Here is a 26,369-nt window from a genome sequence, read left to right as displayed (position 1 = left end):
GTTTATGGCAACATGTTTATAAATCTCTGTAGTTCTCTAATCTACGTAATACTAATACATCATTATTTCTACCCAATTAAAAGATGTTTTTAGTATTGTGTGGTTTTTGAATATATCAGTAAATTTTGTATAATGTGTTTATATTAAGTGAATACATACTTAGCTTTTGAAAAAGAATATTTTGTTATGTTTATTGTAACAGTTTTTACATTATAAAAAATAAATAGAAGAAACCTATTGAGAAAAGTTTCATGAATAATCATTTTGTCTAAATGACAGTTAAGAGTTTTAGTCTATTTCTCTATATATTGATTCAAATATGATTCTAACTTTTTTTCATTTTTTAGATATTCTATTGGATATTATAACTTTATATTATTACAAAGATGTAATGTGTTCCAATCTTCCATTTTAAATTTGAATATGCGTAGTTGCGGATTTTATTCTAATTACCTTTCAATTTATCACTAAACTCTGTTCAAAAGAGACAAACTTTGAGTTTAGCACAAAGACCACAATTACGCATATTTTTTGTTAGATACTGGTTTTATTCTTTTCTAACTTCTCTAATCTTGGCTATAATTCAAGAAATTTTGTTATTCAACAAGGCCAATTATTAACTTTTTACATGCAATACTACTTTTACGGTACCTCATTTTTAGTCTTCCTATTTTTAAGTAATAACATGCCACTTAATTTTGACATTGTCGATGATATTTTGTTTTAATTAGTAATCGTCCTAGTTATCACTATTCTTTTCGTGGTACCAACTTCTTTTATTTTTTACAACGATTAATCCTTCTGGATGGATATATTCTTCTCCTTTAATATCCGAATATTTAGCCCATGTACTTCCTTTAGAAACAGAACGTTCTCCATTTGTATTTTGGTTTTTTGTATATACTACGGATTGCATAGCATCATACTTAGAAGCATCCCTTACAATTTCGTTATAAGCAGTAGCAATATCACTTTTACTTAAGTTAAGTTTCTCTTTTAAAGGGGTTCCCCAATCTGTTAAACACTTTTCAGCTAAATCTCTAACAATCTTGCCAGGAGCAAATAATTCATCGTTTCCATCTCCTCCATCAATCGCTGCATTTCCTACTACAGTAGCGTGTCTTCCTCGAATTGGTAAAACAGTGGCTTTAATCATTTTATCAAGCTCAGGAATTACAGGAGCAAACCCAATACTTCTTTCATCATGTGCATATACTGCAAAGTATTCTTTCACATTGTCTGCAAGCTTAATACGATCATTCCTAAATTGACCTGAACCAGGAACAGGATCTACCGCAAAAATATTCACAGGTATTTTTTTTAGAGAAGGGTCTTTTGCCATAGCATTAGCTAGCATATGGCATGTAACACCACCTCGGCTCCATCCAATAATATTTACAACTGACGGAAGTTTTCCGTTTCTAAAGATTTCAGCTTTTTTTGCTTGCAATTCTTGAGGGGTTGTTTTACGATTTGGATATTCATAAATATTTCGTATCCAACCAATATTTTTTGCATCTGGAACTTCTACTTTAGCTTTTTTTAGAATTTCGTATTCTTCTTTTGTCATATTTTTTCGACTCCATTCATACTTTCCTTTAATTACTGCAACGGCATGTGCTACATTTTCTTCCCATCCTGCACCAAAAGCTTTTCCTCTAAAATCAGCATAATTACCTGGTTGAGTCCATTTTTCGTCCTCTAGGAGATTTCCACTACCTGGACCATCTACAACAATCCAATCTACGAACTCTTTTCCTTCATGATTTGTTGCTAGTTTGGAAATAAGTTCTCCTGCATGATAATTTTTGTTATAATTTGCATCCCAGTTGTTTGAGCCTGTTCCACAAAAAAAGATAGTAAATACTGACATAATTTTTTAAATTTTAATTGTTTCGCTTACTCTATATCTGTTTTCAGCTTCCCAGTTATAAATGTATTTTTTAATACTAATTTTGACGATTGCTACCTTGTTGATAGCGAGTCTGTATTTGTTTCTTACTTTATTTAGATTTATTGTTTTTCAGACCTGAAATTTTTAATAAGTTGACACAATTGTAATTACCATTTGTTTTATTAAAAGGTAGCATAAACCAAAACGCTGTTTTATTATTGAAATCAATATGTATAGAACTATCTAACCAAACCTTTAGAAACTATTTAGATTAATAGTTAAAACTCTATTTACATAAAATAAAGAACTACAAGAACTATAATAGCGGTAATAAAAACTAACGGAAACCCGAGCTTAAAATAAATCAATAGCTTTTTTTTCTTTACAGTTTTTCGGTATACGAGTAATATAATTGAGCTGGTAATAGATATATAACTAAGAATAATAACAGACTCTAAAAATGTATTATATGGTAGTTTAGGTAAAAGAGAATTAGAGAAAAAATTAAATGCAACCACGGTTAAAAGTAAAGTGAACCCAATATTTAATTGATCTGTATAGGATTTAATCCAAAAAATAACCCAAGAAGAAAATACTATTAAAAATAAAGGAAAAAGAACTTGCCATAAATAATAGCCTGCTTTTCTTTTAAATTTAATTACAAAAGATGCTCTAGAGTACATATCTTCTTTGTTATTTGTACCTTCAAAAAAACCTCCTTTATATTTCATAACCTTTATTTTGGCGTACTGATCTTTAATTTTCCATTCGGGATCTATACCACTAAAAGATTTGTCGTAAAATAAGTCTGGATTAATAAATACAAGCTCGTCTTTTTTGTACAAAAAGGATTCGAAATTTATTTCAAAAAACTGTGTATCAAAAGGAAACGTAATTAAATTCATCTTAGAATGAAAATGACAATTAAAACGTCTTCTAGATACAACGAACCCATCTTCACGAATAGTTAAAACTTTATTGTCGATAATAACATTATCCAGTTTATTCATGAATTCTATACCAGGCATCCAAAAAAAATGTTTTTTTAGCTCTTCTATTTGATTATCGTAGTATATTGCTTTACCATTTGTGAAATTTGTATTTTTAATATCAGCTTCACTAGCTTTCCATTTTAAAATTAAATATCCGTCAACTTGAAAAGTTGAATTGATAGTCTCTATATCATATATTTTATTTACATAAAGTTCAATTGTTACTTGTTTTGATTGAGCAAGTAATAAATTTAAAAAAAAGAAATAAAAACCAATAAAAAATACATTTCTAATTTTCATACTATTTACTTAGGTTTAATGTTGTTTATTTTTTAGGTAGGTAACTACACTTAGCTAATTATTGACATCGTTTTAGTTTAAAATAAAATTACTAATGGGCTGATGGTTTTAAATTGCCAATTCTAAATTATAATAGTTACAATTTCTAAATAGGTTGTAATACATAACCAAGTATCAACGTCTTAGTATCGTTTTGATGCATTAAAATTACTTGGTTAATTAGAAATTTTTTTTCTTGGTTCGTTTTATTCTGAGGAGAATTATAAACCTTAGATAAGATTCCGTATTCAAACCAAGGACGAACAACTTTTAAAATAGAATATTCTACTTTATGGTTTTTATGGCGAAATAGTTTAGTATCGGTTTTAATCGAATAGTTACTTAATAAGGTAATATTAGTCTCTCCAACGAATGTTTCTATTTTATTTAATGATTGGTTGGCAAGCACTTTTTTAATTAAGCTACATTTTGAATTAACTTCAAAAGAATTTGTTGTACAATCATAAAGAACTAATTGATTAGAATAAAAATCATCTAAACTTTGAGTTAATGGATAAAATTTAGCCTTATCTTTTTTATAAATTGTATTAAATATTTTATTAAAAGAATATAACTTATTTAATTGCATTCTTACAGAATCGGCATTCATCGATTTTGAAGATAAAAATGATAGCGAGTTAGAATCAATATTAAAAAATACGCGTTCATAAAATAAATGTTCTTTCTCATAATCAGAAAGTTCAAGTTCAGCTATACGTGATAGAACTTCAGAATAGATGGGGGTGTCATTGTTTATACGGTTGTCTTTGGCAACATAATTTGCTTTACAACCTGTACAAAGTAACATACCAACTATTAGTACTAGTATGTATACTTTAGTGTTTAGACGTTTTAAGAAGTGCATATAACGGTACATTCTATTGTTTTTCGGTATCTTTATTTTTCTCTTTATACTGATCTTCTTGTATATCTACCCCTGTAATTAAAATACCTAATGATGAGGTAATTCGCTCGATAACACTATAAAGTATTCCAGAAATCATGCCTCCAAAAAAAGCAAAAAGAAACTTCCCAAAATATATTTCAGAGGTTTGAATTTCTGGAATATTAATATATAGAATTTCAGAAAGTATAAATCCAGAAAAAATTCCTTCAATTAAATACTCCACTCTAAAAAACTTTATTTTTTCACTAATTAAAGAATGTAATAATCTAAAAGATGTACCTAAACCAGCAATAACAATAGAAAACATTAAATTATAAAGTAGCATATAACCAGAACTATCTAAAATAGTTACTTGGCTACTTTTTTCATTGATACTATCTAAAACAGCTAAAGAAACAAATAAAACTAAAAATATAGCCGCAATTATAGAAGCTTTGGTTGTCTCTTCTGTTTTAAACAAACCATTAACATTACCAAAAATAGATTTTCTATTACTAGCAACGATGGTCTCTAGTTTTCCTTTTATAAAAATTAATTTATTTAAGGGGAATGACTCTCCTGAATTTAAAGCTTGAATATCTTCTACTATTTCATTTGGAAGTTCAACACTTTTAATTTTTATTGCTCTTGAAAATATACGGTTAATACGCTTTATTAAAAAGTTTCTATATTTTTTATTTGTATCTATTGTCATTTTATTAATAGCTTTTATAGTATTTCTTATAATGACTTATTCGAAAACCTACAACAGCAGTGTGCATATAGTTTAAGAATTTTTAGCCAAATGATTATTGCATTCTTTAATTGGTGAAAAATAATATTTATGTAAAATCAGAAATATCAGGGTTTGTATTAGGAATAGCAGGATTTTTTTCACATACAAATCCAATTAACTGCATTCCTTTAATTTCGATTGCACCTTCACTAATATTCATTTTTAACTTACTGTCAGATTCTTCTCTACTATAATTTGCAGATATAGATATTGGGCCAAACCCTCCTTTGGTTTTGGTATCTAACTTGCTAGAACTTTCTTTTACCGCTTTGGCAAGAGAAGAAGATTCTATGGTAACGTCTTTAATAAAAACAGCTGATCTTGAAAGAAAAGGAAATTGACCTTTAGGTGGTGTTTGTCCATCTGAAAATAAAGTTACCGGTGAGTTTTTTGAAAATCTCCAGCCAGAACTTCTAAGGAATTCAGGTGAAAACCAAGGTCTAGAAATTGGCGCCTGAGCGAGTGAAAATGTAATCTTGAATTTTTCTTCTTTAAGATCTAATGAAGAGTTTTCAGAAGAGTAATTAGTTTCGTTTGATCCTGAATAAAATCCCCAACGTGCTTTTACACCAACTTCTAAAGATTGTGAAACTTTATTCTCATGTTTATCTACCTCTTCTTTATTAAAGGTAAATTTTGTCCAGTTATTTTCTGTAAGAAAAGTAGCAGGGTACAAGGTTGTTTGATAAAAATCTGTTCCTGAAGTAGGGTTGGTTATTTTTGCACTTTCAAATCTGGTTAATAAATCTTTTTTATAAACCTCTAAATTTCGTCGAGTTATAGAATCAATTGTAGCAACAATTTGCTGATATTCATTTTTAAATCCTTGAGAAACCCAAGCATCATAAGCAGCACCCATTTTTTGACGAAGAACCTTACCATTTAAAGCAAACTCTTGTACAGCCCTAGCATCATTACTATTTAAAGCATCTAACTTTAATGCGTTAAAAGCAATTAAGGCATCTCTATAAGCACTTTCGTAATCTAAGTAGGCTTTTTTTAATTTACCATCAACAACTTTTGTCTTTTTCTCGCCAGTAATTATATCTTCATATTCAACTGTTTCAGATAATAATTTTCTAAATCTATTTATTTTATTCTGTTGATCTTCTGTTAACTCTTCATGTGCAACTTCAGAAAATCTTAAAAAAATATCATAAATATCATTAATACTTTCACTTTTAGGTGAGTATATTAATTGAGTTTTTGCGTCGTCTATAAACTTACCAGCAGTAGGAATAGCATTTACTAAGTTAGAGAAGTTTTCAGCAGCAATATATCGCTCTCTAACGATATCAGCTTTTTCTCTTCCTTCTCGGTTTCCTAATCCTTGTTGACTTCCAAAACCATAAAGATTAAAGTCTAGATCTTCAAAAGAAAAAGGTATTCCTGGCATAACCCAAGAGACAGCAAAATCATCTGAAGATAATTGATCTGTACCTGCTGTTATGGTATTAAAAATTTTTGATAATAAAGATTGAACGACTTGTTCTGGTTTGTAATCCATAGTAGTTATTTTTTATTTAATGGTTAAATAATTTTGAATTTGGTGTTACTAAGACATACTATAAAAACTTGTATTTAAGAATTTAAAGGGATAAGAATTTTAGCATGTATTTATTAAGAAAAAAGTTTTAAATACTAAGAATTGATTCTTCGGTAAAAGAAGTTTCTGCTACACCATGTTCAAACGCATTTGAAATGAATGATTCGCCTAAAGAAAGATTAGGGAATTTTTTAGCAAACTCAACAGCAATTAATGTAGCAAGAAGTTTGTATGCAGCTTCTGTAGGATGTGCTTTATCTGAGGTTGCAAAAAAACCAAATTTTTGAGCAATAACTAGCGTTAATAACTCTTTAAATGAACTATTCTTATCCGTTCTTGTTAATACATCAGATAAGGTATTGTATAGCGCTACATCTCTATTGTATAAATCACTAGTTAAAGATGTTAGTAAGTTTTTTGAAGAAATTTGATCAATTACAGCTTGAATTTTATGAATATCTTCAGCATGTTTGTTTTTCTGCGTCGAATAGTATTTAATAGCAAATTCTACACGATTTATAAATAATCCTGATGTTAATAGAATTAACTTTAATGCTTTTGTAAACTTCTTATTTGTTTTTTGGATTTTAGGTAAATTACCCAATAACATCTTTGAAACATCTTTATGTAAAACAATCTCATTATCAGTTTTTAAAGCTGCTTTTATTTGGTTATTAATAGCATCTATAAACTCCTTTAATAGGGTAGCTTCTTTTTCTTTTGATAAATCGATTGAATTTAAAAAATCTCTTAAAGCTTTTGATAATGATACAGGTTCATGAGAATCAGAATAATATTGAACAGGAACGCCAGCTGCTTGATCTATTTTAATAACATCTAAACTATATAAGTTCTGTTTTAAAAAGGTGAATGCATCAAGTACAGTAAATCTACTATCATTTTTAGTTAGAAAAGCTTCTTTAAGAAGGCTGTTAAACTCTATTGTAGCATTACGTAAGCTTACAACTTCTTCAGATTTTGGATTTTCGATATACCTTACTGCACCAGAAGGATCAGGATTGTTAACAATTATAAAAGAGTTTTCACTAGCGCTATTATGTGCTTTAGTAATCTCGTCAACCTCATGACACAGTGCTGTTATACGCTGTACCGTTTCTTGCATTAACTCAATACCTTTTTTGTTTGTTACAATATCATTTAAACCAAACCAAACTACAAATAAGTTGTTATTCGGTTTATCGTTTTCTGTTTTTTCTAAATCTTTTTTATAGTCGTTAACTTGTTCTTCAAAAGTTGTAAGAGCAAATTTGTGTACCAAACCTTTTGGAGTATCAGCAACAGCTCCACCAGTAGCATAATTACAATATGATAAACTATTGTCTTTTGAGCCTGTTCTAGAATTTTTTAATGATAAATGATTTGATGTAAGTTCATTTGTTTCTGCTGGAGAAAGTCCGTCAACTAAACTACTACCACCTGACCATTCCCATATAAAATCTGTCCAGTTTTTATTGTCACTAAATCTTTTAATCTTGTTTACTCTTACTTCTCCAATTAATCGACCAAGAATACCTGTTGCTGTATTTGCTTTTACACCAATATCAGAAAGACTATCTCCGAAAATAACGATTCTTTCTACTTTTTTCATTTTTATTTATTTTAGAATTATTTATTGTAGCGCAAAACTATATGTAATAATGTATTTCAATTTGATGATAATCACAGTTTGACTAAAGTCACAATTTGACTAAGATCACATTTTAACTCAAGTTGCATTTAATATTTTTGCAAGGAGATAATTGGTTGTATCATTATTATAAACAAAGATTTGCGTTTGTTTTTTTTATTTAAAAGTTATTATTTAGTTTAATGGTCTATGAGTTTTTGCTATAGACTCATTCACGCCATAACCGAATATTACGATATATGATAACCTCAATTTTTAGGCGTTAATTTTTAAACCTTCTTTTAATTTTTTTTCAGTTTTGTGTTGCTTGAATCCTTATAACTAGACATGAGTTTATACCAATTATAGCGGTAAATATTATCATGTTAGTTAAAGGAAGGTAATATTGTTTTGTAGCGCAATGAAAGAGTTTCCTATTATTTGTTAAATCAAAACCTGATTTTTGGAAAATTATCAAACATTTTACTTTTTATTTCCTCTATGTTTTAGGTAGTTCTTGTGAGTCTTCCATAAACTATTTAACACATTGACTATTATACTTCATTAATGGATTTTTTATTGCTAAACCCAATACAAAGTGACTTGTTGTATCTAGTTTTATTCATGATTTTTTGTTTAAAAACGTTATTGCAGTACAACGACTTAATATCCCCCAGATATCAAGAACAAACATATTACAGCTTACTTCGTGACTCGAAATGACAATAATTAAAAACAATGCAATTTCTTTGATTTAAAATTCTAACAAATATTCTAAATCTAATTTTTGTGTTAAATAGTTTGTAGGTATGTCTCTAATAAAAGGATTCTAACATTTATTTTCATCTATCAATTTTTATAGCTTGTTAATTACACTACAAAGGTATGATGCATGAAAAGTAATTAAATTGTATAAATACATTACATATTTGTATAATTATGCTAATAATTATAGCAAAGCGTTTTTATACTACGAAATATTTAGATGTTTTTGAACTTTAACCTATAAATGAATAATCGGTATAACCTCTTGCAGTACCTCCTCCAAATAGTGTATGATCGTCGCTAATTTGATTCATTTTTGCATTTAGTTTCACACGTTTTGGATAATCAGGGTTGGTTAAAAATTTTCTACCAAAACCGACTAAATCAACCAAATTATTTGCTAATAATTTATTCGCCTGTTGAGGTGTTTTATTTCCTGTTGCTATTATTGTTTTACTAAATACTTCTCTTAATTGAACTCTAAAATCAGTCGGAATTTCAGGAGCATCATCCCAATCAGCCTCACACAAATGAATATAAGTAACCCCTAATTTTTCTAACTTTTTAGAAGCTAACATAATTGTATCTAAAATTTCAGGGTCATTCATGTCTTTAAAACTGATAAATGGTGACAAACGAACCCCTGTTTTTTCACTTCCTATTTCGTTAACTACTGCTTGAGTGACTTCGGTTAATATTCGAACTCTGTTTTCTTTGGTTCCGCCATATTCATCTTTTCTTATATTTGAGTTGCTTCTTAAAAATTGGTCTATTAAGTAGCCATTTGCACCATGAATTTCTACACCATCAAAGCCTGCTTCAATTGCATTTTTTGCAGCTATTCTAAACTCTTCAATAACCTTATTAATATCGTTTTTTGTCATTTCTTTTGGATCTTCGACTGGTACAAAAGTTGCGTCTCCATTTGGTGCTCCATCAAATATATAAACCGTAGTTTCTTTAGCTATCTTAGCTGATGGTGCTAATGGTTGTAATCCATTTACTTGTGAACTTGAAACACGACCAACGTGCCATAGTTGTAAGAATATTTTACTTCCTTTTTTATGAACTTCATCAGTTACTAGCTTCCAACCTTCAATTTGTTCTTGTGTATAAATACCAGGCGTTTTAGCATAACCTTTTCCTTGCAAAGAAATTTGAGTTGCTTCAGTTATGATAATCCCTGCAGATGCTCTTTGTCCATAATATTCTGCCATTAAAGTATTAGGAACATCATTTGGTTGTGTGGCTCTTGAGCGTGTCATAGGTGCCATTAAAAAACGGTTTTCTAATGAAATTCCGCTCATATTGTATGGTGTAAAAAGTGTGCTTTTCATAATTGTATTATTTTATTTGTTTTTTGTTTAAATAGATTGTTAATTTCTCTCGACTAAATAGGGTTGTAAACCCTGCAAATATTCCAATTAATAGCGGAACTAATAATTCGGGTACTATGCTTTTTAATGAAACCCCTGAAGCAAAAAACAGTACTGTCCCCAAAAATGTTGCAGGTACAAACTCACCCCAATCTTCAATTATTTCTAAGAAAATTAAAATGGTTGCTATCCAAAAAACGATAAATGCGGTAACAGATAATTCATAATTGGTAGGTGCTATAGTGTTTAAATAGGTAATAGCATAAGTACCTATTAATGCAATAAAAATTCCTACAAAAAAAGCCAATAGCATTTTAAATGATTTTTTCATATTGCAAGCATGTAAAAAATAGTTTGCCCATCCAAAAAATACTACCCAAGCCTTTACTGCCAACCACCCTGAAACTAATATTACAAAGGCAGCAATGAGGCCAACTAAAAGGGCATGTATAAGTGCGTTTTTATATTTCATTTTATTTAAATTCTACTGTTGTAAATATCAATGTAGTATTTCCAATATTTTCTAAATTATGAATGAAGAAGTTTTCTTCATTCAACTCATTAAAATGTTTGATATCATTTTTTTCGTATTTAGTTTCAGTTACTGTTCCGTCAGTATAAAATGAGCGTGATTCACCTTCATTTTTAATGGTGTAGAAATACGATTTGTTGTGCTTATGAAATGGTAATGATTGGCCTATTGGTAAATGAATACTCCAAACTTTAAATTCGCCTGTCTCTAATAATAAATGTTCACCTACAATTGTATTGTTGGCATCATTTTGCATAGTTTTTTTTAATGCTATTGTCCAAGGAAAACTCCAATCACCTTTTTTATTAATCGTTTTAATTTTCATTCTTATCTCTAATTAAATTATCAATTGACCAACTATTTTTTTCTGCATTAGAAATTAAAAAATAAAAGAATAAGCCATAAATCATTTGCATACCAGCCCAATCCCAATTTTCAATTAATGTTGAACCAAATAAAAGGATGATAATTACTATTGCCCCTGCAATACTTGCTCGATAGGTGAATAATCCCAAGATTAATAACAATCCAATTCCAAACTCTACAAAGGGTAACACACTTCCCCAAGCAAAAACTGCAAAAGAAGGCATTAGGCTGTCTTGAAAAGTTGTTACCATCCAATCTCTAAATCCGTTCAATTTTGAGAAACGAACCAATCCGTGTCCTAAAAAATTAATACCCATGGTTATTCGTAAAAAAGCAAATGCTGTTTGTTGTGGTGTTGTTTTATTCATGATTTTATTTTTTAAAGTGATATTTCACTAGTTTATTATTTAGCATTAAAGGGATGAAGACTGATTTTGTGTTTTTATCAAAATAAATGTCAGCAGTTCCTTTAGGTAAATTTAGTACCTCGGTTGTCGTACCTGTTTCGTTTGTATAGTATAATAGTTTACCTGCTAACCAATCGGACAATAAGAAACCATGAAGCGTTTCGCTTAAACCATCTAAATTTCCAATAGGCTTGGTTATGTTTTCTATGGTTTTAGTTTTGAAATCAACTTTTTGTAACGTACCTACTATTTTAGTTTCGTAGGTTTTAGGGTTAACCTCTTTTCCCCAATTTGCTACAAATAATTGGTCTTTTGAAATATAAAGCCCATTTGGCATATTCAGATTTTCATCTTTTAGCCATAGTTCAACTTTTCTTTTTCCTTTTTTTTGTAATTTATAAATACCACTAAAACCAAAAGTATTACTGGCATATACATTTCCCTTTTTATCTACAGCAATGTCATTTAAAAAAGTAGCATCTTTTGCTTTAAAGGCTAAAACACGTCGAGTTTTAATGTCTATTTCTACAATTTTATCAATATCTGTAACATATAATTTATCATTATAGATAACCAATCCTTTTGGTGCATTTAATTCTGTTATCCACTTTTGTTGAATTATTTTTCCATCTAAACCTACTTTAGAAATATAACCATTCCCATTTTTTTCGGTAGGGTCTCCGTTTATATTAGACACATATAAAGCATTGTTTTTTATATCTAAAACGACACTTTCAGGATTTTTAAAACCTAAAACTTCCCAATCTTTTTCGAGTTTAAATGGTAGTTTGGTGTTCACAATTGTTGTGTTATACTCAATTTCTGAATTATCAACTGGCGTATTTGGATCATCTTTAATCATATTTGCAATTTCATCTTTTCGCATAAAAACAACTCTTTTGTGTTGTTTTGCGTACTGTATAAATTTATCGACAACCTGAACTATTGCGGGACCACCACCAATGCGATCGTGTAAACTTATGCTCATCATTCTTCTTTTTGTAGCTCCTTCAGCATATAGTTGGTCAAATTCGAATTTTAATTGTGCCAAAAACTGATCTGGACTCCAATTTTTACCCGCTATATTTACAATGTCATTGTTACGTAATGTATATGGCATTACTACAAAGTTTTTACCTCTTACTTTGGTTACAAAAGGCTCGTCTCTACTTAAATCATCAATGTGATATAAAAAGCCAAGTTCTTGCAACACTTTTAAAGTGTTTGGACTTCTACGTAACCAATTGGAGTTATAGCCAACGCCTCTTTGTCCTGTAATGACTTCTACGGTATCAATTCCCTTTTTTACAAATGCTAATTCGTCTTCATAAGATAAATTCCATTGGTCGCTCCAAGCAATTCCATGCGCTGCAATTTCGTGTCCACCATCTACAATGGCTTTGGCAACTTCTGGATATCTTATAGCAGCTTCTCCAACTACATGAGAGGTTACATGAATCTCGTGCTTTTTCCAAAGGTTTAACATTCTGTAAATTCCTTCTTTGGCACCATAACGAAACCAACTTTCGGCTGGTAAATCGGGTTGTCCTTTAGGTAAAGGGTTTCCTGAAAACGGACTTTCTGCTCCTTCTTGTTGTCCACCTGTTTCAAATTGCATTGAAAAAGAGATAACCAATTGTGCATCATTTGGCCAATAACTTTTTGTGTCGTTTTTTTGTGCTAGAACTATAATTGTTGAAGCGAATAGTAGAATTGTTAAAAGGACTACATTTTTCATATGTATTTTATTTAAAAGTTATTATTTCGTTTAATTTTCTACGTTTTTTTTGTTTTGGTTCATTTACCCTATAACCAAATGCTACCATATACGATAAGCCATATTTTTGGGTGTTAATACCTAATTCATTTTTTAAAATCGTTGTTATTTCTTTTTGCTTAAAACCTTCAATGGGGCAAGAATCAATACCTATCATTGCAGCGCTTGTCATCATATTAGCTAATGGTATGTAGCTTTGTTTTGATGCCCAATCAAAAAGCTTTCTATCATCGGTTAAATCAAAATCAGATTTTTGAAATGTCTCGTACATTTTTCCTTTACTGTCAACAACATCTTCAGGTAGCTCTTGTACGTTTTTCATAAAGTCTTTAATGTAAGCACTGTTGTATTTAGTCATTTCACTTTTCATTGCTAAACCAAGTATAAAGTGGCTTGCTGTATCTAGTTTTGCTGTTGCTCCCCAAGCGCTGTCTTTTAATTTTTTGCGTAAACCTTTATTTTGAACAAGTACAAAGTGCCAAGGTTCAAAGCCAAAAGAGCTTGGAGAAAGTCTTGCGGTTTGTAAAATGAAGTTGATGTCTTCATCGGATATTTTTTTTTCGGTATCGAATAATTTACAAGCGTGTCTATTATTATATGCGTCCAGTATTTTTTGTTTGTCTATCATTCTAGTGCTGCTTTTTGATACTACAAAATTAGAAAGTGTAGTACGTGTTTTTGATGTATAAATACATTGTATATTTGTATAAATACATCTTTATAATGTCGCAACGATTTTACATCACCAAAAACTTGGATGTCCTTCAATTTGAAGCAGCCAACGAATGGGGATATTCACGGCACAAGCATAACTTTTTTGAACTTACCTATATTTTAAAAGGTAGTGGGCAACATCTTTTAAATGAAAGTGCTATTGACTATAAAAAAGGTGATTTATTTTTTTTAACTCCTAAAGATGAACATGAATTTGTAGTTGACGAGCCTACAACTTTTGGAATTATAAAATTTACAGAACAGTTATTCTTAGAGAAGGCAAATTTAACTTCAAGTACACATTGGCGAAAAAATTTAGATACGGTTATACTTCATGCTAATAATATTCCTAAAAGTATTATTAGTTATGATGTTGATAGAATTCAATTATTTTATTTGTATGAATTGATAAAGAATGAGATAGATAATCCTTTGGTTTATGGTAGAGATGTTCTGCTAAATTTATTTGGCGCTTTATTGGTGGTGGTTTCAAGAAACTTAAAGTCAAACCTTATAAAAATAGAAGAACGATATAACTCTGAAAAGGAAAAAATTGATTCAATATTAACTTACATAAGGCAAAATGTACTTGATAAAGAATTAATTAAAATAAAGTCGATTGCTGAGACTTTTTATATGTCTCCCAACTATGTAAGTATTTTTATAAAAAAGCACGCAGGTATTTCTATTCAACAATATGTATTGAAAACCAAGATAGAAATGGCAGCGCGTCTTTTGAAGCAAACTAACTTAAATATTTCAGAAATAGCAGATAAGACAGGTTTTTTAGATTCTAGTCATTTTAATAAGATTTTTAAAAAATATACAAGTCACAATCCCAGTGCTTTTAGGTGGTTAATTTAGTATTGATTTTTGGTAATATAATACAGGTTTAGAGTATGTAACAAGTGTTTCTTTAGTACGAATGCATAGTATTTTTGTATAAAGAAACCTTCACAATGTCGCAACGATTTTATATTACTAAAAATTTAGATACCCTTGAATTTGAAGCAGCCAACGAATGGGGATATCCACGGCACAAGCATAACTTTTTTGAGTTTACCTATATTTTAAAAGGTAGTGGACAGCACCTTTTAAATGAAAGTATTATTGACTACAAAAAAGGTGATTTATTTTTTTTAACTCCTAAAGATGAACACGAATTTGTAGTTGATGCACCTACAACTTTTGGCGTTATACAATTTACTGAACAGTTATTTTTAGAGAAAGCAAATTTTACTTCAAGTACGCATTGGCGAAAAAACTTAGATACCGTCATATTTTATGCGAACAATATTCCTAAAAGTATTGTTGCTAATGATGTTGATAGAATCCAATTATTTTATTTGTACGAATTGATAAAAAATGAGATAGAAAGCCCGATGACTTATAGTCGAGATGTTCTACTTAATTTATTTAATGCTTTATTGATGCTCGTTTCAAGAAACTTAAAGTCAAGCCTTATAAAAAAAGAAAAATCATATAACTCTGAGAAAGAAAAAATAGATTCAATGTTAACTTACATTAGGCAAAATGTGCTCGATAAAGAATTAATTAAAATAAAGTCGATTGCTGAGACTTTTTATATGTCTCCCAATTACGTAAGTGTTTTTATAAAAAAGCACGCAGGTGTTTCTATTCAGCAATATGTATTGAAAACAAAAATAGAAATGGCAGGACGTCTTTTGAAGCAGACTAATTTAAATATTTCAGAAATAGCAGATAAGACAGGTTTTTTGGATTCTAGTCATTTTAATAAGATTTTTAAAAAATATACAGGTGATAATCCTAGTGCTTTTCGATAATGAATTTGAGATTAGTGAGCATTGGATAATGACGAGTTATTTTTACTTTTTAAGGTGCGGAAAAAATGAAATGCACTTGATTGTTGGTTTAGCTTTTTAATTTGTAGTAAACGATTGTGTATAGAATTTAAAGAACTGAACTTCTATTACGCTTATGCCTTATTATGCTTTTTTTGTACTCAAATAACTTCTTCTTATACCCTAAAATTAAGGCTTTAGAGCACTTTCTGAAAATTTAGTAGGAGTGGACAGTATTTTTGCATGAATACACCTTCACAATGTCACAACGATTTTACATTACTAAAAATTTAGATACCCTTGAATTTGAAGCAGCCAACGAATGGGGATATCCACGGCATAAGCACAATTTTTTTGAGCTAACTTATATTTTAAAAGGTAGCGGGCAACATCTTTTAAATGAAAGTAGTATTGACTACCAAAAAGGAGATTTATTTTTTTTAACCCCTAAAGATGAACACGAATTTGTAGTTGAGGCACCTACAACTTTTGGACTTATACAATTTACAGAACAGTTATTTGCAGAAAAGGCAAATTTTGTTTCAAATACGCATTGGCGAAAAAACTTAAATACCGTTATATTTTATGTCAATAATATTCCTAAAAGTATTGTTGCTAATGATGTTGATAGAATTCAATTATTTTACTTGTATGAATTGATAAAGAATGAGATCGGGAATTCTATAATTTATAGTCGAGATGTTCTGCTTAATTTATTTGATGCTTTACTGGTAGTGGTTTTAAGAAACTTAAAGTCAAACGTTATAAAAACGGAAAAATCATATAACTCTGAGAAGGAAAAAATAGATTCAATATTAACTTACATAAGACAAAATGTACTTGATAAAGAACTGATTAAAATAAAGTCGATTGCTGAGGTTTTTTATATGTCTCCCAATTATGTGAGTGTTTTTATAAAAAGGCATGCAGGTGTTTCTATTCAGCAATATGTATTGAAAACTAAAATAGAAATGGCAGTGCGTCTTTTAAAGCAAACTAACTTAAATATTTCAGAAATAGCAGATAAAACAGGTTTTTTAGATGCTAGTCATTTCAATAAGACTTTTAAAAAATACACAGGTAATAACCCAAGTACGCTGCGATAATAAATTTGCTATGAGTGAGCATTGGAAAAAGGCAAACTATTTTATTTTTAGAGGTACTAAAAAATGAAATTGTTTCTGTATAACCAAAATAAATAGTAATTATATCAGAAGAATAAGCTCAAAATACTGAATGATATTACTTTGAGCTTAGTGTAATATTAATGAATAATTTATTTAGTTTTTATACTCTTCTATTTTAAAAAGTTCTATTCAGCGTGTTAGTTTTTGATTTAATCTGCACGTGGATATTATTTTTCCGTTGTAAAAATTTTCAAATTTCATTATAATATTTTCGTTCTTTATTTCACAGACAATGTCTCCTTTTTTGATAATATCTCCTCGCTTAAAATACCATTTTGTTAAAATAAAACCTTTTTTATTTCCTAATTCAGGTGAAAATATTGATTTAATTTTAACTTTTTCTAAAGTGGAATCGGATTCGATTGAGTCAGTTCGGTTTTCTTCTTTACTTCTTAAATCCGGGCTGCTTTCTAGGTCATTTATAATTTTATTTTGTTTTTCTTGAAAAGAAATAATTTACGTATTAAAGATTTTATCATACCTAATTATTGGTAACGTTTGCTATATTGTTAGTGGCGTTTTAAAGAATCGAAATTTTATTAAAAGACCCTAACTTCAATTTTTATACTATGTAGCCATTAACTATAGTTCTAATTTTTCTTTTCTAGCTGTTCTTCAATTTTTGAAACTCTTTTTAATAAAGGTTTTAAAATTTTGCTTTCATTCTCAATTTTCGAGTTTTGGTTTTTCAATTCGTTAATTTCTTTTTCTTATTTAATAGTATATAAAGTCAATTCTTCAATTTTTTGCAATAATTTAATTTGAAAATCACCAATATTAACACCGTTTTTCTTCATTTCTTTTGCTGATGTATTTTCTGGTAAATACTTAAAATTCATTACTAAATATATCTTTAAAAACAAGCAGTTGTTCATTTTAAGCTCACTTAATTTTAGTTTTTAGAAAGCTAAACAAAAATAAGCCCTTTTTAGGGCTTATTTTATTTCTTTTGAATTACATCCCAATGCTCAGCGATTTTTCCATTTTCAAGTCTAAATAAGTCAGCGAATAAATGTTCTTCACCAGCAAATAAGCCTTTAGAATAGGTCATTACCATATCTCCAGCTGCAAAAGTAGCTAACACTTTTTGATATTGCAGTGCTACATCTTGTTTTTGAAGGTTTTGCATGAATTTAAATAACCCTTCAACATTATTTCCTACCATTGGATTGTGTTGAATTACTTTTCCATTTTCAAAAAAATCTTGAATAGTATTTATATTTCCTCCAATCCAAACATCGTTTAAGAATTTTTCTATAAATATTTTATTTTGATTTGTATCTGGATTAACTGTCAATGTTTTTACACCATCAAACATTGTTAATCCTTCAATTTGTTGTTCTGGCACTTCTTGAATAGTGGGGAAAAATGTATCTACATTTCCATTTTTATCTAAATTGAATAAAATCATTTCAGCATATTTTCTTCCATCTTTTTCAGTTTCTATATGTGCTAATACTTGGTTTGAATTAGTGAAAAATCTATGCAGATTTGCTGTTTCACCATTGCCAGAAAAATAATGACTAAACAACTTGTCGTCGTCTTCATTATTAAAAATTGGTCTGTATCCAGCGTTAATTCTTCCATATTTCAAATCGTATAGAATCGTTTTTGTTTTTTTTAAGAGTTGTTGTTCACTACCAATTCTATTAAGAATGTTCGCAACTTTATCTGGTTTTGAGAAATTTGGTGTATGACTACTTTTTATTGAATATGCCTTTAGCACATTGCCATTGTACATAGCTCGTTGTATTTCTATAGGAATGGCTCTATCCTCTGTACATTCTATATAGTATTTTGGAATTTGTCCATAATTTGTTTCCGTGATCTCTAACTCATAGGTTAAAGGAGCGAAAGGTTCAGGTACAATGTATGGTTTTGCTCCATTGAATGCTTCTTTTGGAATATCGTGTGCAAAAGCATTTTGTATTTCTTCTTCATTTACTAATGCATATATTTTATCTTCTGATAAGTAGAAATTATCAACAGCCGTAGAGCCTTTAACTCCTTGGACAGCATTGAAAAAAGAACCTTTGTTTGGAAGTAAAAAGGCAGTTAAATAAACTAAGCTTTTTATTTTTTCAGGTCTTAATTCTGCCACTCTGCTAATTGTTATCCCATTAAAACTATGTCCAACTAGAATTACAGGGCTATCTTGTTTATCAACAATATCTATAAGTGTTTCTACATAATCATCCATAGTAATATCGACTGGAGAAGTTTTGTTGATCCCATGACCTGGTAGGTCTGGGGTTAATACTGTGTGACCATTTTCTTTTAGGGTTTTTACTATACTTTCCCATTGCCACGCACCTAACCAAGCAGCGTGTACTAATACATACGTTTCTTTTTTGTTCATTTTACTATTGTTTTTAAATTGCTTTATTACCTCAAAATGATCTTTTCTTAATTGCCAAATACCATTTGTTTTTACCCAAGTTTCGTTTGTAATTATACCTTCACCCACATTCATACTCCAATTTGAAGAAATAATAGCTTCGGTTTCACTTACTGTTTTTATTTTTGTATTGGTGTATTTTAAATCTGTGACACCAGATTTTACAAAAGGAGTCCAAAATTTACTTATGGCTTTTCTTCCTTCAAAAGTTCCAAAAGGTTTGGCGACCATAACAGCATCTGTTGTATATGCCTTTCCAACTTCTACCGTATTTCCTTTATTGAAATTTGAAATCCAATTTTTGCTGGCTTTTAAAACCTCTTTTTCTACTTTTTTCTGTGCGTTTGAGTATCCAATATTGAAGATCGAAAGCAAAACGATAGCAATAAGTGGATGAAATTTTCGGTTCATTTTTTTGTTTTAATTTGTTATTAATTACAATGCAAAAGTAAAACGAGAAATGAAGTAGCACCTGTGCCTTTTGATACAAGTGGGGAAATAAAATTAATAAAGGTGATTTTTTAGAGTAGTTCTATTTGCTTAAACCTTAAGTTCACTATGCCTGAAAGTTTAAATTGTTTCAATATTTTTGAGACGACTTCTCTTGTAGTACCTATTTCTTTTGCTAATTGGCTATGAGAAAGGTTTATTATGTGAGATTGGCTTTTTGTGCCTTCATATTTTAGGTAATCTATTAGTCGTTTGTCTATTTTGTTAAATGCCAATTTTTTATATTTTAAAAGCCAAATTAAAAATTTGGAGGAGCTTTGTAAATGAGAAAAAACCTTAGAGTTTAGTCCTTATTAGCTATATTTCATATACATTGTGCTTGTTGCACAATTTTAAAAATAGTTAAAAAAGAGTTATCTTGTATTATGCAAGGCAAGAAAATTTATCAGGAGAAATTATTTAACAATTTTTAGTTGAGTAACCAAGTTCCTAAAACAAAATTTTACAGACGTTTAACTGCTTTTTTAGACTTAGGTTATTTATATTCTTTTACCAAAGAATATTATGGAGTAAGCGGTCAAAAAAGTATCGACCCAGTATTTTTTTTAAAATTACCTTTAGTAGGTTATTTAGAAAATATTATTAGTGATCGTAAGCTAATATCTCATTGCAGCATTCGTTTAGATATTTTTATGATATTGATGAAGAATTATCATGGCATTCTATAATAAATCGTACATGCTAGTTATTTCTAGAAGCGGTATTTGAATCAGTTTTCACACATGTTTTATCAATGCGTGTAAATAAAGGAATGATAAATGGTTATACATAAACTATGCTTTTTTAGAAGCCAAGAGATTGATCAGTTATATTCCGCCACATGGAACCTACAAAGGTTGTCCTGACAACTTTACTTATAATAAATAAGAAGACCACTATTTATGTCCCAAAAGCAAAATCATTCCGTTTAAAAAGGTTTTTAATGAGAAGAAGAACAATACTAAAAAGAAAGAATATCGAGCTTCTTCAAAATTATGTAAAGGATGTGAATTGGTAGAAAGTTGTTTAGAAAAGTCAAAAGAGAATAAATTTACTATTACCTACTATCGAGAAGAATATGAACGTAATATTGCTAGAATATAAAGTAAGCGAGGCAGGTATATGAAAACCAAACGGCAGAGTACTTTAGATCCAGTTTTTGGAACACTTACTCAGTTTATGGGCTTACGAAAGATAAATACAAAAGGAATACAATAAGCAAATAAGGTAATGCACCTATCTGCTGTTGCTTATAATTTAAAGAAGTACTTAAAGTTTATAGCTAAAAAGGTGAAAAATGATACAAGGATATCGTTTTTACATATTTTATCTAAATATGTCTTTAAAAACAAAAAGACTTTAGTTTTAAGCTCAATTATCGAAATACTTTTTTCAGAGTTTATGGCTTTTAAAGCTTGAATACATTTCCTTAATGTTGATTCATTTTCATCGTGATATCTTCTATAAAGGTTCTCATTTGTTTCAAAGGTTCAGAAAATCTATCGTCCTTAATTTCCGATTTTACAAATTGTTTATTCTGTTTCACTTTCCATTTAGTCCCGTTTGTCATTTCTGTTATCATTCTGAATAATTCAGATTTGGAAGTAGTATAAAGTTCAAAATCCCCGTTTTTATTAAAAATAAAAGTAGAGTTTTCAAAACCGTCTATTAGAGTTGCTAACTGTGGATTTGTTGGTTTTTTAATGATTTTTTCTGCTTTCCATCCCCATACATTCCTTTTTTATTCAAAGTTTGACCAAAAGAAGCTAAACTTAAGGTAGTTATAAATATTAATACAAAAAATTTTCTAATTTTTGTTTTTTTAATTGTTTGCAAATCGTTGGATGTAGAACTTTATTCAGTATATCTGGTAGTTTAAGCTATAATAAAACGAAGCTCTTGCAATTTTTTATTTTATCAAATATAGCAAAATCAATAAGCCGTAAAGAGTAAAATTTTAAGAAGTTTTTAAAAGGCGCTTACTTGAATTTTTATACAAGTAGATTTTCTAGTTCCGTAGTCTTTTTTTATAAGTTATTTAAACTTTACGATGTGAAGTTGAAAATCTGTACACTCGAATTTTTTTTTAAAAACTGAGCGTACAGCATTGTACACTTATTTATTATTTTAAAAATTGAGTGTACATAAATAGTATTAAAGAAAATATCTTGATGTAATAGATTCCTTCATATTGGTGTAAGTGTTTTGCTACTGTTTTTATACAAATAAAATTTTTAAGTATTTATTTCTAATTTAATACAGACACGAGGAGGGGTGAGGGCATATTTTATCTCTAAAATTAAAGATGTAAATGTTATTTGTTGGTATTGTTACCCTAAGCCAAAGTAAATACAAATTAAAGCAATGGTGTCAAAAAAACCGTGTACGGCAATAACAAACCACAAATCGTATTTACGTAAATAGAATATCAATGCTAATAGCGCTCCGACAATTCCTGTAACAAGTTGCCCTGTAATTCCTTGATAACTGTGCATAAAGCCAAAAAAACAAGCTAATAATACGATATTAAGCAGTATACTGACTTTGCTTTCTCCAAAGAATTTTACAAATTGTCGCATAAAATAACCACGAAAGATTATTTCTTCTCCAAATCCTGCAGAAACCCACACTAATGCTAAAGCAATTAAACAGGCAGGAAGATTTCCTTTTAATTGGTCAAAGCTAGAATAATCTATAGAAGCTCCTGTGAGTTTTGTAATTCCAGGAACTAATACAAAAACATAAAAAGCAAAGAGGCCTAGTGCAACTAATGGAGCAAGGACAAAGATATTTTTGAAGGTGAATTTTTCACGTTTAAAACCAAGTGCAGAAAATGGTTTCCCTTTGTATTCTATATAATTCGCTATAATGATTAGTATAGAAATAATGATGTTTTCGATGAAGTCGATATGTATTGGTCCAAACCATAAAAAGCAGATGATTGCAATGGTAATTAATGGAATTAATACTTGTGGTAAGGAAATCTTGTTCATTGTTTTTGATTTTAAATTCTAAACGAAATAATGAACAAAATAGCTGATAACCTCTTTAAATACGTGTGTTTTTACTGAATGGTCATAAATTTATAACTGAATAGTCGGTATTTTTTTGATACCTTTTATTGAAACCAATCGATAAATGCTTTTCGTTTGTAACGACTGATATTAATTTCAGCAATCGCATCGTTTTCGATGGAAGTTTTTAATTGGATACGCAACTTGCCATTTTCAATTTTTTCAATTTGATCTACAGCATCTTTGTGAATGATAATTTGTCGATTGGCTCTAAAAAATAATTGATCGTTTATTTTTTCTTCGAGTTCATTTAATGTAAAATCGGTGGTAATTATTGTGCCGTTATTTTTAACTGCATACACAATTTTGTTTTCGCTGTAAAAGCAGGTAATATTTTCATAGGTAAGCTTCGTCATTTTGGCGCCAGTTTCAATCGTAATTTCAGCATCTTTTATAGATAGCTTATATAAATTGTATATGTTTTGTGTGTATGATAAACCTATGAGAATAAAACTTATTAATAAGCTAATTAGTAAACCAATTAATAAATAGTAGAATTCTGTTTGGGCACCTACAACTATATTTAAAAGAATATTTACAGGAATATATATGATTGTAATATATCCTAGAGTAGAAGCCATAAACCATGAGATAGTTACAGCTTCTACTTTTTTAGAGAAATGCTTTTTTTTGTAAAATTTAAAATTAAGAGATGCTATGATTTCGATGAGAATACATAAAAGAATAGTCGATAGAAAACCTTCTAAGGGAAATCTATAGGATTCATTATAATATGGAAAGCTATCGGGTGTTGCTAAATGATTTAGGACTAAGGAAAAAAGAATTAATATAATTACTTTCTTAAACCAATACCATGTAGCGCGACTTATAAATGTATGCCATACTGTTTTTATGGTATTCTTGGTTGGTTGTATAGTACTCATGAATTAGAAGCTCTTTTTTGTCAGATTCAAAAGTAAAGAATTATTTTTTCTATAAATTGTTACCAAGGATATTACTTGTCATTCACATTTACTCTTTATATTAATTCGTTTTTAGCTGAACAATTTTATTGATGTCGTCAAAATCAGAAATTATTAATTCCATTTCATTATTTGGGTACATTTTCTCTTTCCCAAATTTCTCTTCACAAGCTTTGAAGTTAGATATAGCGTTAAATTTCTCACCAAAATTTGAGATAATTCCTTGTGGGTAAAAACATAAAATATGAGTTTTAATTTTTTCTCCGATTTTATATTTCATTTTTAACTTATTCCAGTTTGATTCAAATCTGATCATTGATTTTTTCCATAAAATGTCAAATTCCTCTTTAGAGCTATAGTTCATAAATTCTAAACTGTCCTTTAGATTTCCTTCTGGTAGAAAAAATGATTCGTGTTCAATAGTTAAATACGTATTGGTTAAATTATTTTTTGTCTTATAGATGGCTCTTTCACAATAGAGCTCTTCATCCAACTCTAGAAAGCATTCTGTGTTATTTTCGTCTTTATATTTAAAATAACTTTTCATCTTTGATTGTTGTTTTCAAATGTAATATAACAATTTTAAATGTGTTATGTAAAATTCTTTTAGGGAGATTAAATATTTATTACCTTGGTGCGTATATAATAAAAATAAACATACTAGTGTGTTTATCTAACTGTTGTACGTCATTTAAAAAGAACTCTTTATACTCTTGAATATGCTGCCAAAAAAAGAATTAAACATCTATCCAAAAACACCTGAAAACATAGATGCATTAATATGCTTTTATTTTGATGATTACGAATTAGATAAACAAGGATCTAATGAAATGCTTATGAAAAAAACATCTTTAAGTTTAAATCAAATTGAATTTATTGCAAGAAAATTATCCGAAGCTTGGAATCCTATGTTCAATAATTTTTTTTATGGAAAAACTACTATATCTAATCTAATGCGTTATGGAATCGACGGATTAACAAAATATGAAAAAGATTGGAGTTTCGGTCCTAATAGTAAAGGGAGACCAAAAATAAAAGAATTTTTAGCTTTCGTAAAAAATACAGAAATTGATATAAGTTTTCTTTAAAAAAACAATTAAAGCAAACGTATAACAAAACCTAAAATTAATGCGGTGGTTTGGTGTTAAATCAAAAAGTCTGTGTAATTTTATAAGGTCGCCAAATCTGTTGGATTTGACATTTTAATAATAAAAAGAAAAACGCAAACAAAAAGTTTTGGCTTTGTGAGAAGACGGAATCTTTTCAGATTTCTTGGTTCCGCACTAATCTTAGCTCAGGCTTTGGCAACAATAACCACGAAAGTGCAAACCGAATTAATGAAATCACTATTATTAAGAAAATGAGTAAAACCATTAATATTGACTTCTTGTGTCCTAATTGTAAAAATTCTGAAAACATTACTTTATTTACATCAGTTACTGCATCTGAACATTCAAAATTAAAAGAAAGATTTTTAAAAAATGAGTTGAATTTTTTTAACTGCAAAACCTGTAATTCGAGCTTTAAAATTGAAGTTCCAATTTTGTATCACGATATAAATAAGCAGTTTGCAATTTGGTATTCTAAAGACAAAAATTTCGTACCTGAACCACCAATAATTAATAACTATTTATTTAACGCAAAACTGGTGAATGACTTACAATCATTAAAAACAGAAATCCTTCTTTTTGAAAATCAAATAATTTCAACAAAATTTGAACAACAAAAATTACATGTAAAAATGGATTATAGTAAATATGAAAATATAGATGAGTGTTTAATTGATTTTAAGCATATCCATAAATTAAATGATATTCAATGTAAGTTTTGTAATAAACCAGACATTACCTATGGTTTTTCTATTATTTGTGAACACTGTGGCAAAAACATTAATACAATAAGTAATAAAAAACTATACGTAGCAATTAGTTTGTTTGGAATATTTAATCATTATTTAAATCATTTAACATTTGAATATAAAAATGAAATAGAAAAAAGAATAGAAAATACTTTGTCAGAAATAAAATTCGACAACAAAATAAACAATTTTTCTGACTTAAATAATTACCTCAAAAAAATCAAGCTAATCGGAAACAAAAATTATTTATTTATCTATTTTAACGATAAGTGGGAATTGAAAATTAATGAAGAAAAATTAGATGAACTTTATAATATATCAAATAATCCTGCCGAAATAATTATTATGACAACAGCCTTGACAGGTTATATAAATCAAAATGTACTAAATAATGAAAAGGGATTTATTTCATTTATGAAAAGATTTTTTAATATAAATAAATGGTTTCCGAATTAATTACAGTTGCGAACAAAGAACTGAGGTAGAAGACAAATTTTCTACCCACGGAATCGGTAAAAAGAAATCAATACTGTATGGGGAGTTCTTGAAAAATGAAAAATTATTTCGATTTTAAAGTTATAGTATCCGGTTTTTTGTTTA

The 26,369-nt window shown here is 29.0% G+C and carries 27 protein-coding genes; 7 read left to right on the top strand and 20 right to left on the bottom strand.

Translation table 11 applies throughout. The annotated features are described in order from the left end of the window. Positions 1 to 739 precede the first annotated feature (739 nt). The 12 genes from CXF68_RS18645 to CXF68_RS18590 form a co-directional block, all read right to left on the bottom strand. Positions 740 to 1,873, bottom strand: coding sequence for a hypothetical protein (locus tag CXF68_RS18645; protein WP_101046644.1), 1,134 nt, complete (start codon positions 1,871 to 1,873; stop codon positions 740 to 742). 311 nt (positions 1,874 to 2,184) lie between these two features. Then, complete coding sequence (locus CXF68_RS18640; protein ID WP_101046642.1) at positions 2,185 to 3,186, bottom strand: hypothetical protein; 1,002 nt, start codon at positions 3,184 to 3,186, stop codon at positions 2,185 to 2,187. Between the two features lie 145 nt (positions 3,187 to 3,331). After that, entirely contained in the window at positions 3,332 to 4,102 is a 771-nt protein-coding gene (locus tag CXF68_RS18635; protein ID WP_198553858.1) for a hypothetical protein, read from the bottom strand. A 1-nt stretch (position 4,103) separates the two neighbouring features. Further along, complete coding sequence (locus CXF68_RS18630) at positions 4,104 to 4,826, bottom strand: hypothetical protein (RefSeq protein ID WP_101046638.1); 723 nt, start codon at positions 4,824 to 4,826, stop codon at positions 4,104 to 4,106. Positions 4,827 to 4,953: 127 nt separating this feature from the next. Further along, entirely contained in the window at positions 4,954 to 6,414 is a 1,461-nt protein-coding gene (locus tag CXF68_RS18625; RefSeq protein WP_101046636.1) for a hypothetical protein, read from the bottom strand. A 127-nt stretch (positions 6,415 to 6,541) separates the two neighbouring features. Next, on the bottom strand, positions 6,542 to 8,062 hold the full coding sequence (locus CXF68_RS18620; protein WP_101046634.1) for an SGNH/GDSL hydrolase family protein: 1,521 nt from the start codon (positions 8,060 to 8,062) through the stop codon (positions 6,542 to 6,544). A 1,016-nt stretch (positions 8,063 to 9,078) separates the two neighbouring features. Then, positions 9,079 to 10,182, bottom strand: coding sequence for an alkene reductase (locus CXF68_RS18615; protein WP_101046632.1), 1,104 nt, complete (start codon positions 10,180 to 10,182; stop codon positions 9,079 to 9,081). A 7-nt stretch (positions 10,183 to 10,189) separates the two neighbouring features. Next, on the bottom strand, positions 10,190 to 10,693 hold the full coding sequence (locus tag CXF68_RS18610) for a DUF1097 domain-containing protein (protein WP_101046630.1): 504 nt from the start codon (positions 10,691 to 10,693) through the stop codon (positions 10,190 to 10,192). Between the two features lies 1 nt (position 10,694). Then, the gene (locus tag CXF68_RS18605; protein WP_101046628.1) at positions 10,695 to 11,078 is read right to left on the bottom strand and encodes a cupin domain-containing protein; all 384 of its coding nucleotides are present in this window, start codon (positions 11,076 to 11,078) and stop codon (positions 10,695 to 10,697) included. Beyond that, positions 11,068 to 11,487, bottom strand: a complete 420-nt coding sequence (locus CXF68_RS18600; protein ID WP_101046626.1) for a DoxX family membrane protein — start codon at positions 11,485 to 11,487, stop codon at positions 11,068 to 11,070. Before CXF68_RS18600 ends, CXF68_RS18605 begins: the two co-directional genes overlap by 11 nt. A gap of 4 nt (positions 11,488 to 11,491) precedes the next feature. Further along, the gene (locus CXF68_RS20740; protein WP_157822006.1) at positions 11,492 to 13,264 is read right to left on the bottom strand and encodes a polysaccharide deacetylase family protein; all 1,773 of its coding nucleotides are present in this window, start codon (positions 13,262 to 13,264) and stop codon (positions 11,492 to 11,494) included. 7 nt (positions 13,265 to 13,271) lie between these two features. Next, the gene (locus CXF68_RS18590; protein ID WP_101046624.1) at positions 13,272 to 13,931 is read right to left on the bottom strand and encodes an NAD(P)H-dependent oxidoreductase; all 660 of its coding nucleotides are present in this window, start codon (positions 13,929 to 13,931) and stop codon (positions 13,272 to 13,274) included. A 95-nt stretch (positions 13,932 to 14,026) separates the two neighbouring features. On the opposite strand from CXF68_RS18590, the gene CXF68_RS18585 reads away from it, so the two are divergent. The 3 genes from CXF68_RS18585 (at position 14,027) to CXF68_RS18575 (ending at position 16,946) form a co-directional block, all read left to right on the top strand. After that, complete coding sequence (locus CXF68_RS18585; RefSeq protein WP_198553857.1) at positions 14,027 to 14,881, top strand: AraC family transcriptional regulator; 855 nt, start codon at positions 14,027 to 14,029, stop codon at positions 14,879 to 14,881. A gap of 95 nt (positions 14,882 to 14,976) precedes the next feature. Continuing rightward, a complete protein-coding gene (locus CXF68_RS18580) occupies positions 14,977 to 15,822 on the top strand; it encodes a helix-turn-helix domain-containing protein (RefSeq protein WP_101046619.1) in 846 nt (281 codons plus the stop codon). A gap of 278 nt (positions 15,823 to 16,100) precedes the next feature. Continuing rightward, positions 16,101 to 16,946, top strand: a complete 846-nt coding sequence (locus CXF68_RS18575; RefSeq protein WP_101046617.1) for an AraC family transcriptional regulator — start codon at positions 16,101 to 16,103, stop codon at positions 16,944 to 16,946. A gap of 210 nt (positions 16,947 to 17,156) precedes the next feature. Here CXF68_RS18575 and CXF68_RS21245 read toward each other — a convergent pair whose 3' ends face one another. From CXF68_RS21245 to CXF68_RS21240, 4 genes are all read right to left on the bottom strand, one after another. Further along, on the bottom strand, positions 17,157 to 17,348 hold the full coding sequence (locus CXF68_RS21245) for a biotin/lipoyl-containing protein (RefSeq protein WP_369800554.1): 192 nt from the start codon (positions 17,346 to 17,348) through the stop codon (positions 17,157 to 17,159). 389 nt (positions 17,349 to 17,737) lie between these two features. Next, positions 17,738 to 17,866: a hypothetical protein gene (locus tag CXF68_RS21135; protein ID WP_255398699.1), complete on the bottom strand. Its 129-nt coding sequence runs from the start codon at positions 17,864 to 17,866 to the stop codon at positions 17,738 to 17,740. Between the two features lie 101 nt (positions 17,867 to 17,967). Continuing rightward, positions 17,968 to 19,836, bottom strand: a complete 1,869-nt coding sequence (locus tag CXF68_RS18570) for an alpha/beta fold hydrolase (RefSeq protein WP_198553856.1) — start codon at positions 19,834 to 19,836, stop codon at positions 17,968 to 17,970. 110 nt (positions 19,837 to 19,946) lie between these two features. Continuing rightward, the gene (locus CXF68_RS21240; RefSeq protein WP_157822005.1) at positions 19,947 to 20,150 is read right to left on the bottom strand and encodes a helix-turn-helix domain-containing protein; all 204 of its coding nucleotides are present in this window, start codon (positions 20,148 to 20,150) and stop codon (positions 19,947 to 19,949) included. Positions 20,151 to 20,348: 198 nt separating this feature from the next. On the opposite strand from CXF68_RS21240, the gene CXF68_RS18560 reads away from it, so the two are divergent. Together CXF68_RS18560 and CXF68_RS18555 are read left to right on the top strand one after the other, a co-directional pair. Next, positions 20,349 to 20,603, top strand: coding sequence for a transposase (locus CXF68_RS18560; protein WP_101046613.1), 255 nt, complete (start codon positions 20,349 to 20,351; stop codon positions 20,601 to 20,603). A 229-nt stretch (positions 20,604 to 20,832) separates the two neighbouring features. After that, the gene (locus CXF68_RS18555; RefSeq protein ID WP_101046611.1) at positions 20,833 to 21,018 is read left to right on the top strand and encodes a hypothetical protein; all 186 of its coding nucleotides are present in this window, start codon (positions 20,833 to 20,835) and stop codon (positions 21,016 to 21,018) included. Positions 21,019 to 21,343: 325 nt separating this feature from the next. Here the strand turns inward: CXF68_RS18555 and CXF68_RS20730 are convergent, their stop codons facing one another. The 4 genes from CXF68_RS20730 to CXF68_RS18535 all read right to left on the bottom strand — a co-directional run bounded on the left by CXF68_RS20730 (position 21,344) and on the right by CXF68_RS18535 (position 24,458). Continuing rightward, a complete protein-coding gene (locus CXF68_RS20730; protein WP_157822004.1) occupies positions 21,344 to 21,496 on the bottom strand; it encodes a hypothetical protein in 153 nt (50 codons plus the stop codon). 748 nt (positions 21,497 to 22,244) lie between these two features. Beyond that, positions 22,245 to 22,907: a CPBP family intramembrane glutamic endopeptidase gene (locus CXF68_RS18545; RefSeq protein WP_101046609.1), complete on the bottom strand. Its 663-nt coding sequence runs from the start codon at positions 22,905 to 22,907 to the stop codon at positions 22,245 to 22,247. A gap of 125 nt (positions 22,908 to 23,032) precedes the next feature. Next, positions 23,033 to 23,872 (bottom strand): LytTR family DNA-binding domain-containing protein, encoded by an 840-nt coding sequence (locus CXF68_RS18540; RefSeq protein WP_101046606.1) that lies wholly within the window; start codon positions 23,870 to 23,872, stop codon positions 23,033 to 23,035. A gap of 100 nt (positions 23,873 to 23,972) precedes the next feature. Beyond that, the gene (locus CXF68_RS18535; RefSeq protein WP_101046604.1) at positions 23,973 to 24,458 is read right to left on the bottom strand and encodes a hypothetical protein; all 486 of its coding nucleotides are present in this window, start codon (positions 24,456 to 24,458) and stop codon (positions 23,973 to 23,975) included. Positions 24,459 to 24,630: 172 nt separating this feature from the next. On the opposite strand from CXF68_RS18535, the gene CXF68_RS18530 reads away from it, so the two are divergent. Both CXF68_RS18530 and CXF68_RS18525 read left to right on the top strand, forming a co-directional pair. Continuing rightward, the gene (locus tag CXF68_RS18530) at positions 24,631 to 24,999 is read left to right on the top strand and encodes a hypothetical protein (protein WP_101046602.1); all 369 of its coding nucleotides are present in this window, start codon (positions 24,631 to 24,633) and stop codon (positions 24,997 to 24,999) included. 272 nt (positions 25,000 to 25,271) lie between these two features. Next, on the top strand, positions 25,272 to 26,225 hold the full coding sequence (locus tag CXF68_RS18525; RefSeq protein WP_101046601.1) for a CpXC domain-containing protein: 954 nt from the start codon (positions 25,272 to 25,274) through the stop codon (positions 26,223 to 26,225). The last annotated feature ends 144 nt before the right edge of the window (positions 26,226 to 26,369 follow it).

Source organism: Tenacibaculum sp. Bg11-29 (assembly GCF_002836595.1).
Lineage (GTDB): Bacteria > Bacteroidota > Bacteroidia > Flavobacteriales > Flavobacteriaceae > Polaribacter.
This window is presented reverse-complemented; position numbering and strand designations above follow the sequence as displayed.

Excerpts from the sequence above, each read along its gene's own strand:
- CXF68_RS18540 (WP_101046606.1), bottom strand. The coding sequence starts at position 23,872 with ATGAGTACTATACAACCAACCAAGAATACCATAAAAACAGTATGGCAT.
- CXF68_RS18600 (WP_101046626.1), bottom strand. The coding sequence starts at position 11,487 with ATGAATAAAACAACACCACAACAAACAGCATTTGCTTTTTTACGAATA.
- CXF68_RS18610 (WP_101046630.1), bottom strand. The coding sequence starts at position 10,693 with ATGAAATATAAAAACGCACTTATACATGCCCTTTTAGTTGGCCTCATT.
- CXF68_RS18530 (WP_101046602.1), top strand. The coding sequence starts at position 24,631 with ATGCTGCCAAAAAAAGAATTAAACATCTATCCAAAAACACCTGAAAAC.
- CXF68_RS20730 (WP_157822004.1), bottom strand. The coding sequence starts at position 21,496 with ATGATAACAGAAATGACAAACGGGACTAAATGGAAAGTGAAACAGAAT.
- CXF68_RS18525 (WP_101046601.1), top strand. The coding sequence starts at position 25,272 with ATGAGTAAAACCATTAATATTGACTTCTTGTGTCCTAATTGTAAAAAT.
- CXF68_RS18630 (WP_101046638.1), bottom strand. The coding sequence starts at position 4,826 with ATGACAATAGATACAAATAAAAAATATAGAAACTTTTTAATAAAGCGT.
- CXF68_RS18585 (WP_198553857.1), top strand. The coding sequence starts at position 14,027 with ATGTCGCAACGATTTTACATCACCAAAAACTTGGATGTCCTTCAATTT.
- CXF68_RS18570 (WP_198553856.1), bottom strand. The coding sequence starts at position 19,836 with ATGAACCGAAAATTTCATCCACTTATTGCTATCGTTTTGCTTTCGATC.
- CXF68_RS20740 (WP_157822006.1), bottom strand. The coding sequence starts at position 13,264 with ATGAAAAATGTAGTCCTTTTAACAATTCTACTATTCGCTTCAACAATT.
- CXF68_RS18590 (WP_101046624.1), bottom strand. The coding sequence starts at position 13,931 with ATGATAGACAAACAAAAAATACTGGACGCATATAATAATAGACACGCT.
- CXF68_RS18645 (WP_101046644.1), bottom strand. The coding sequence starts at position 1,873 with ATGTCAGTATTTACTATCTTTTTTTGTGGAACAGGCTCAAACAACTGG.
- CXF68_RS18625 (WP_101046636.1), bottom strand. The coding sequence starts at position 6,414 with ATGGATTACAAACCAGAACAAGTCGTTCAATCTTTATTATCAAAAATT.
- CXF68_RS21135 (WP_255398699.1), bottom strand. The coding sequence starts at position 17,866 with ATGAATTTTAAGTATTTACCAGAAAATACATCAGCAAAAGAAATGAAG.
- CXF68_RS18580 (WP_101046619.1), top strand. The coding sequence starts at position 14,977 with ATGTCGCAACGATTTTATATTACTAAAAATTTAGATACCCTTGAATTT.
- CXF68_RS18535 (WP_101046604.1), bottom strand. The coding sequence starts at position 24,458 with ATGAAAAGTTATTTTAAATATAAAGACGAAAATAACACAGAATGCTTT.
- CXF68_RS18545 (WP_101046609.1), bottom strand. The coding sequence starts at position 22,907 with ATGAACAAGATTTCCTTACCACAAGTATTAATTCCATTAATTACCATT.
- CXF68_RS18575 (WP_101046617.1), top strand. The coding sequence starts at position 16,101 with ATGTCACAACGATTTTACATTACTAAAAATTTAGATACCCTTGAATTT.
- CXF68_RS18605 (WP_101046628.1), bottom strand. The coding sequence starts at position 11,078 with ATGAAAATTAAAACGATTAATAAAAAAGGTGATTGGAGTTTTCCTTGG.
- CXF68_RS18620 (WP_101046634.1), bottom strand. The coding sequence starts at position 8,062 with ATGAAAAAAGTAGAAAGAATCGTTATTTTCGGAGATAGTCTTTCTGAT.
- CXF68_RS18635 (WP_198553858.1), bottom strand. The coding sequence starts at position 4,102 with ATGTACCGTTATATGCACTTCTTAAAACGTCTAAACACTAAAGTATAC.
- CXF68_RS18640 (WP_101046642.1), bottom strand. The coding sequence starts at position 3,186 with ATGAAAATTAGAAATGTATTTTTTATTGGTTTTTATTTCTTTTTTTTA.
- CXF68_RS18615 (WP_101046632.1), bottom strand. The coding sequence starts at position 10,182 with ATGAAAAGCACACTTTTTACACCATACAATATGAGCGGAATTTCATTA.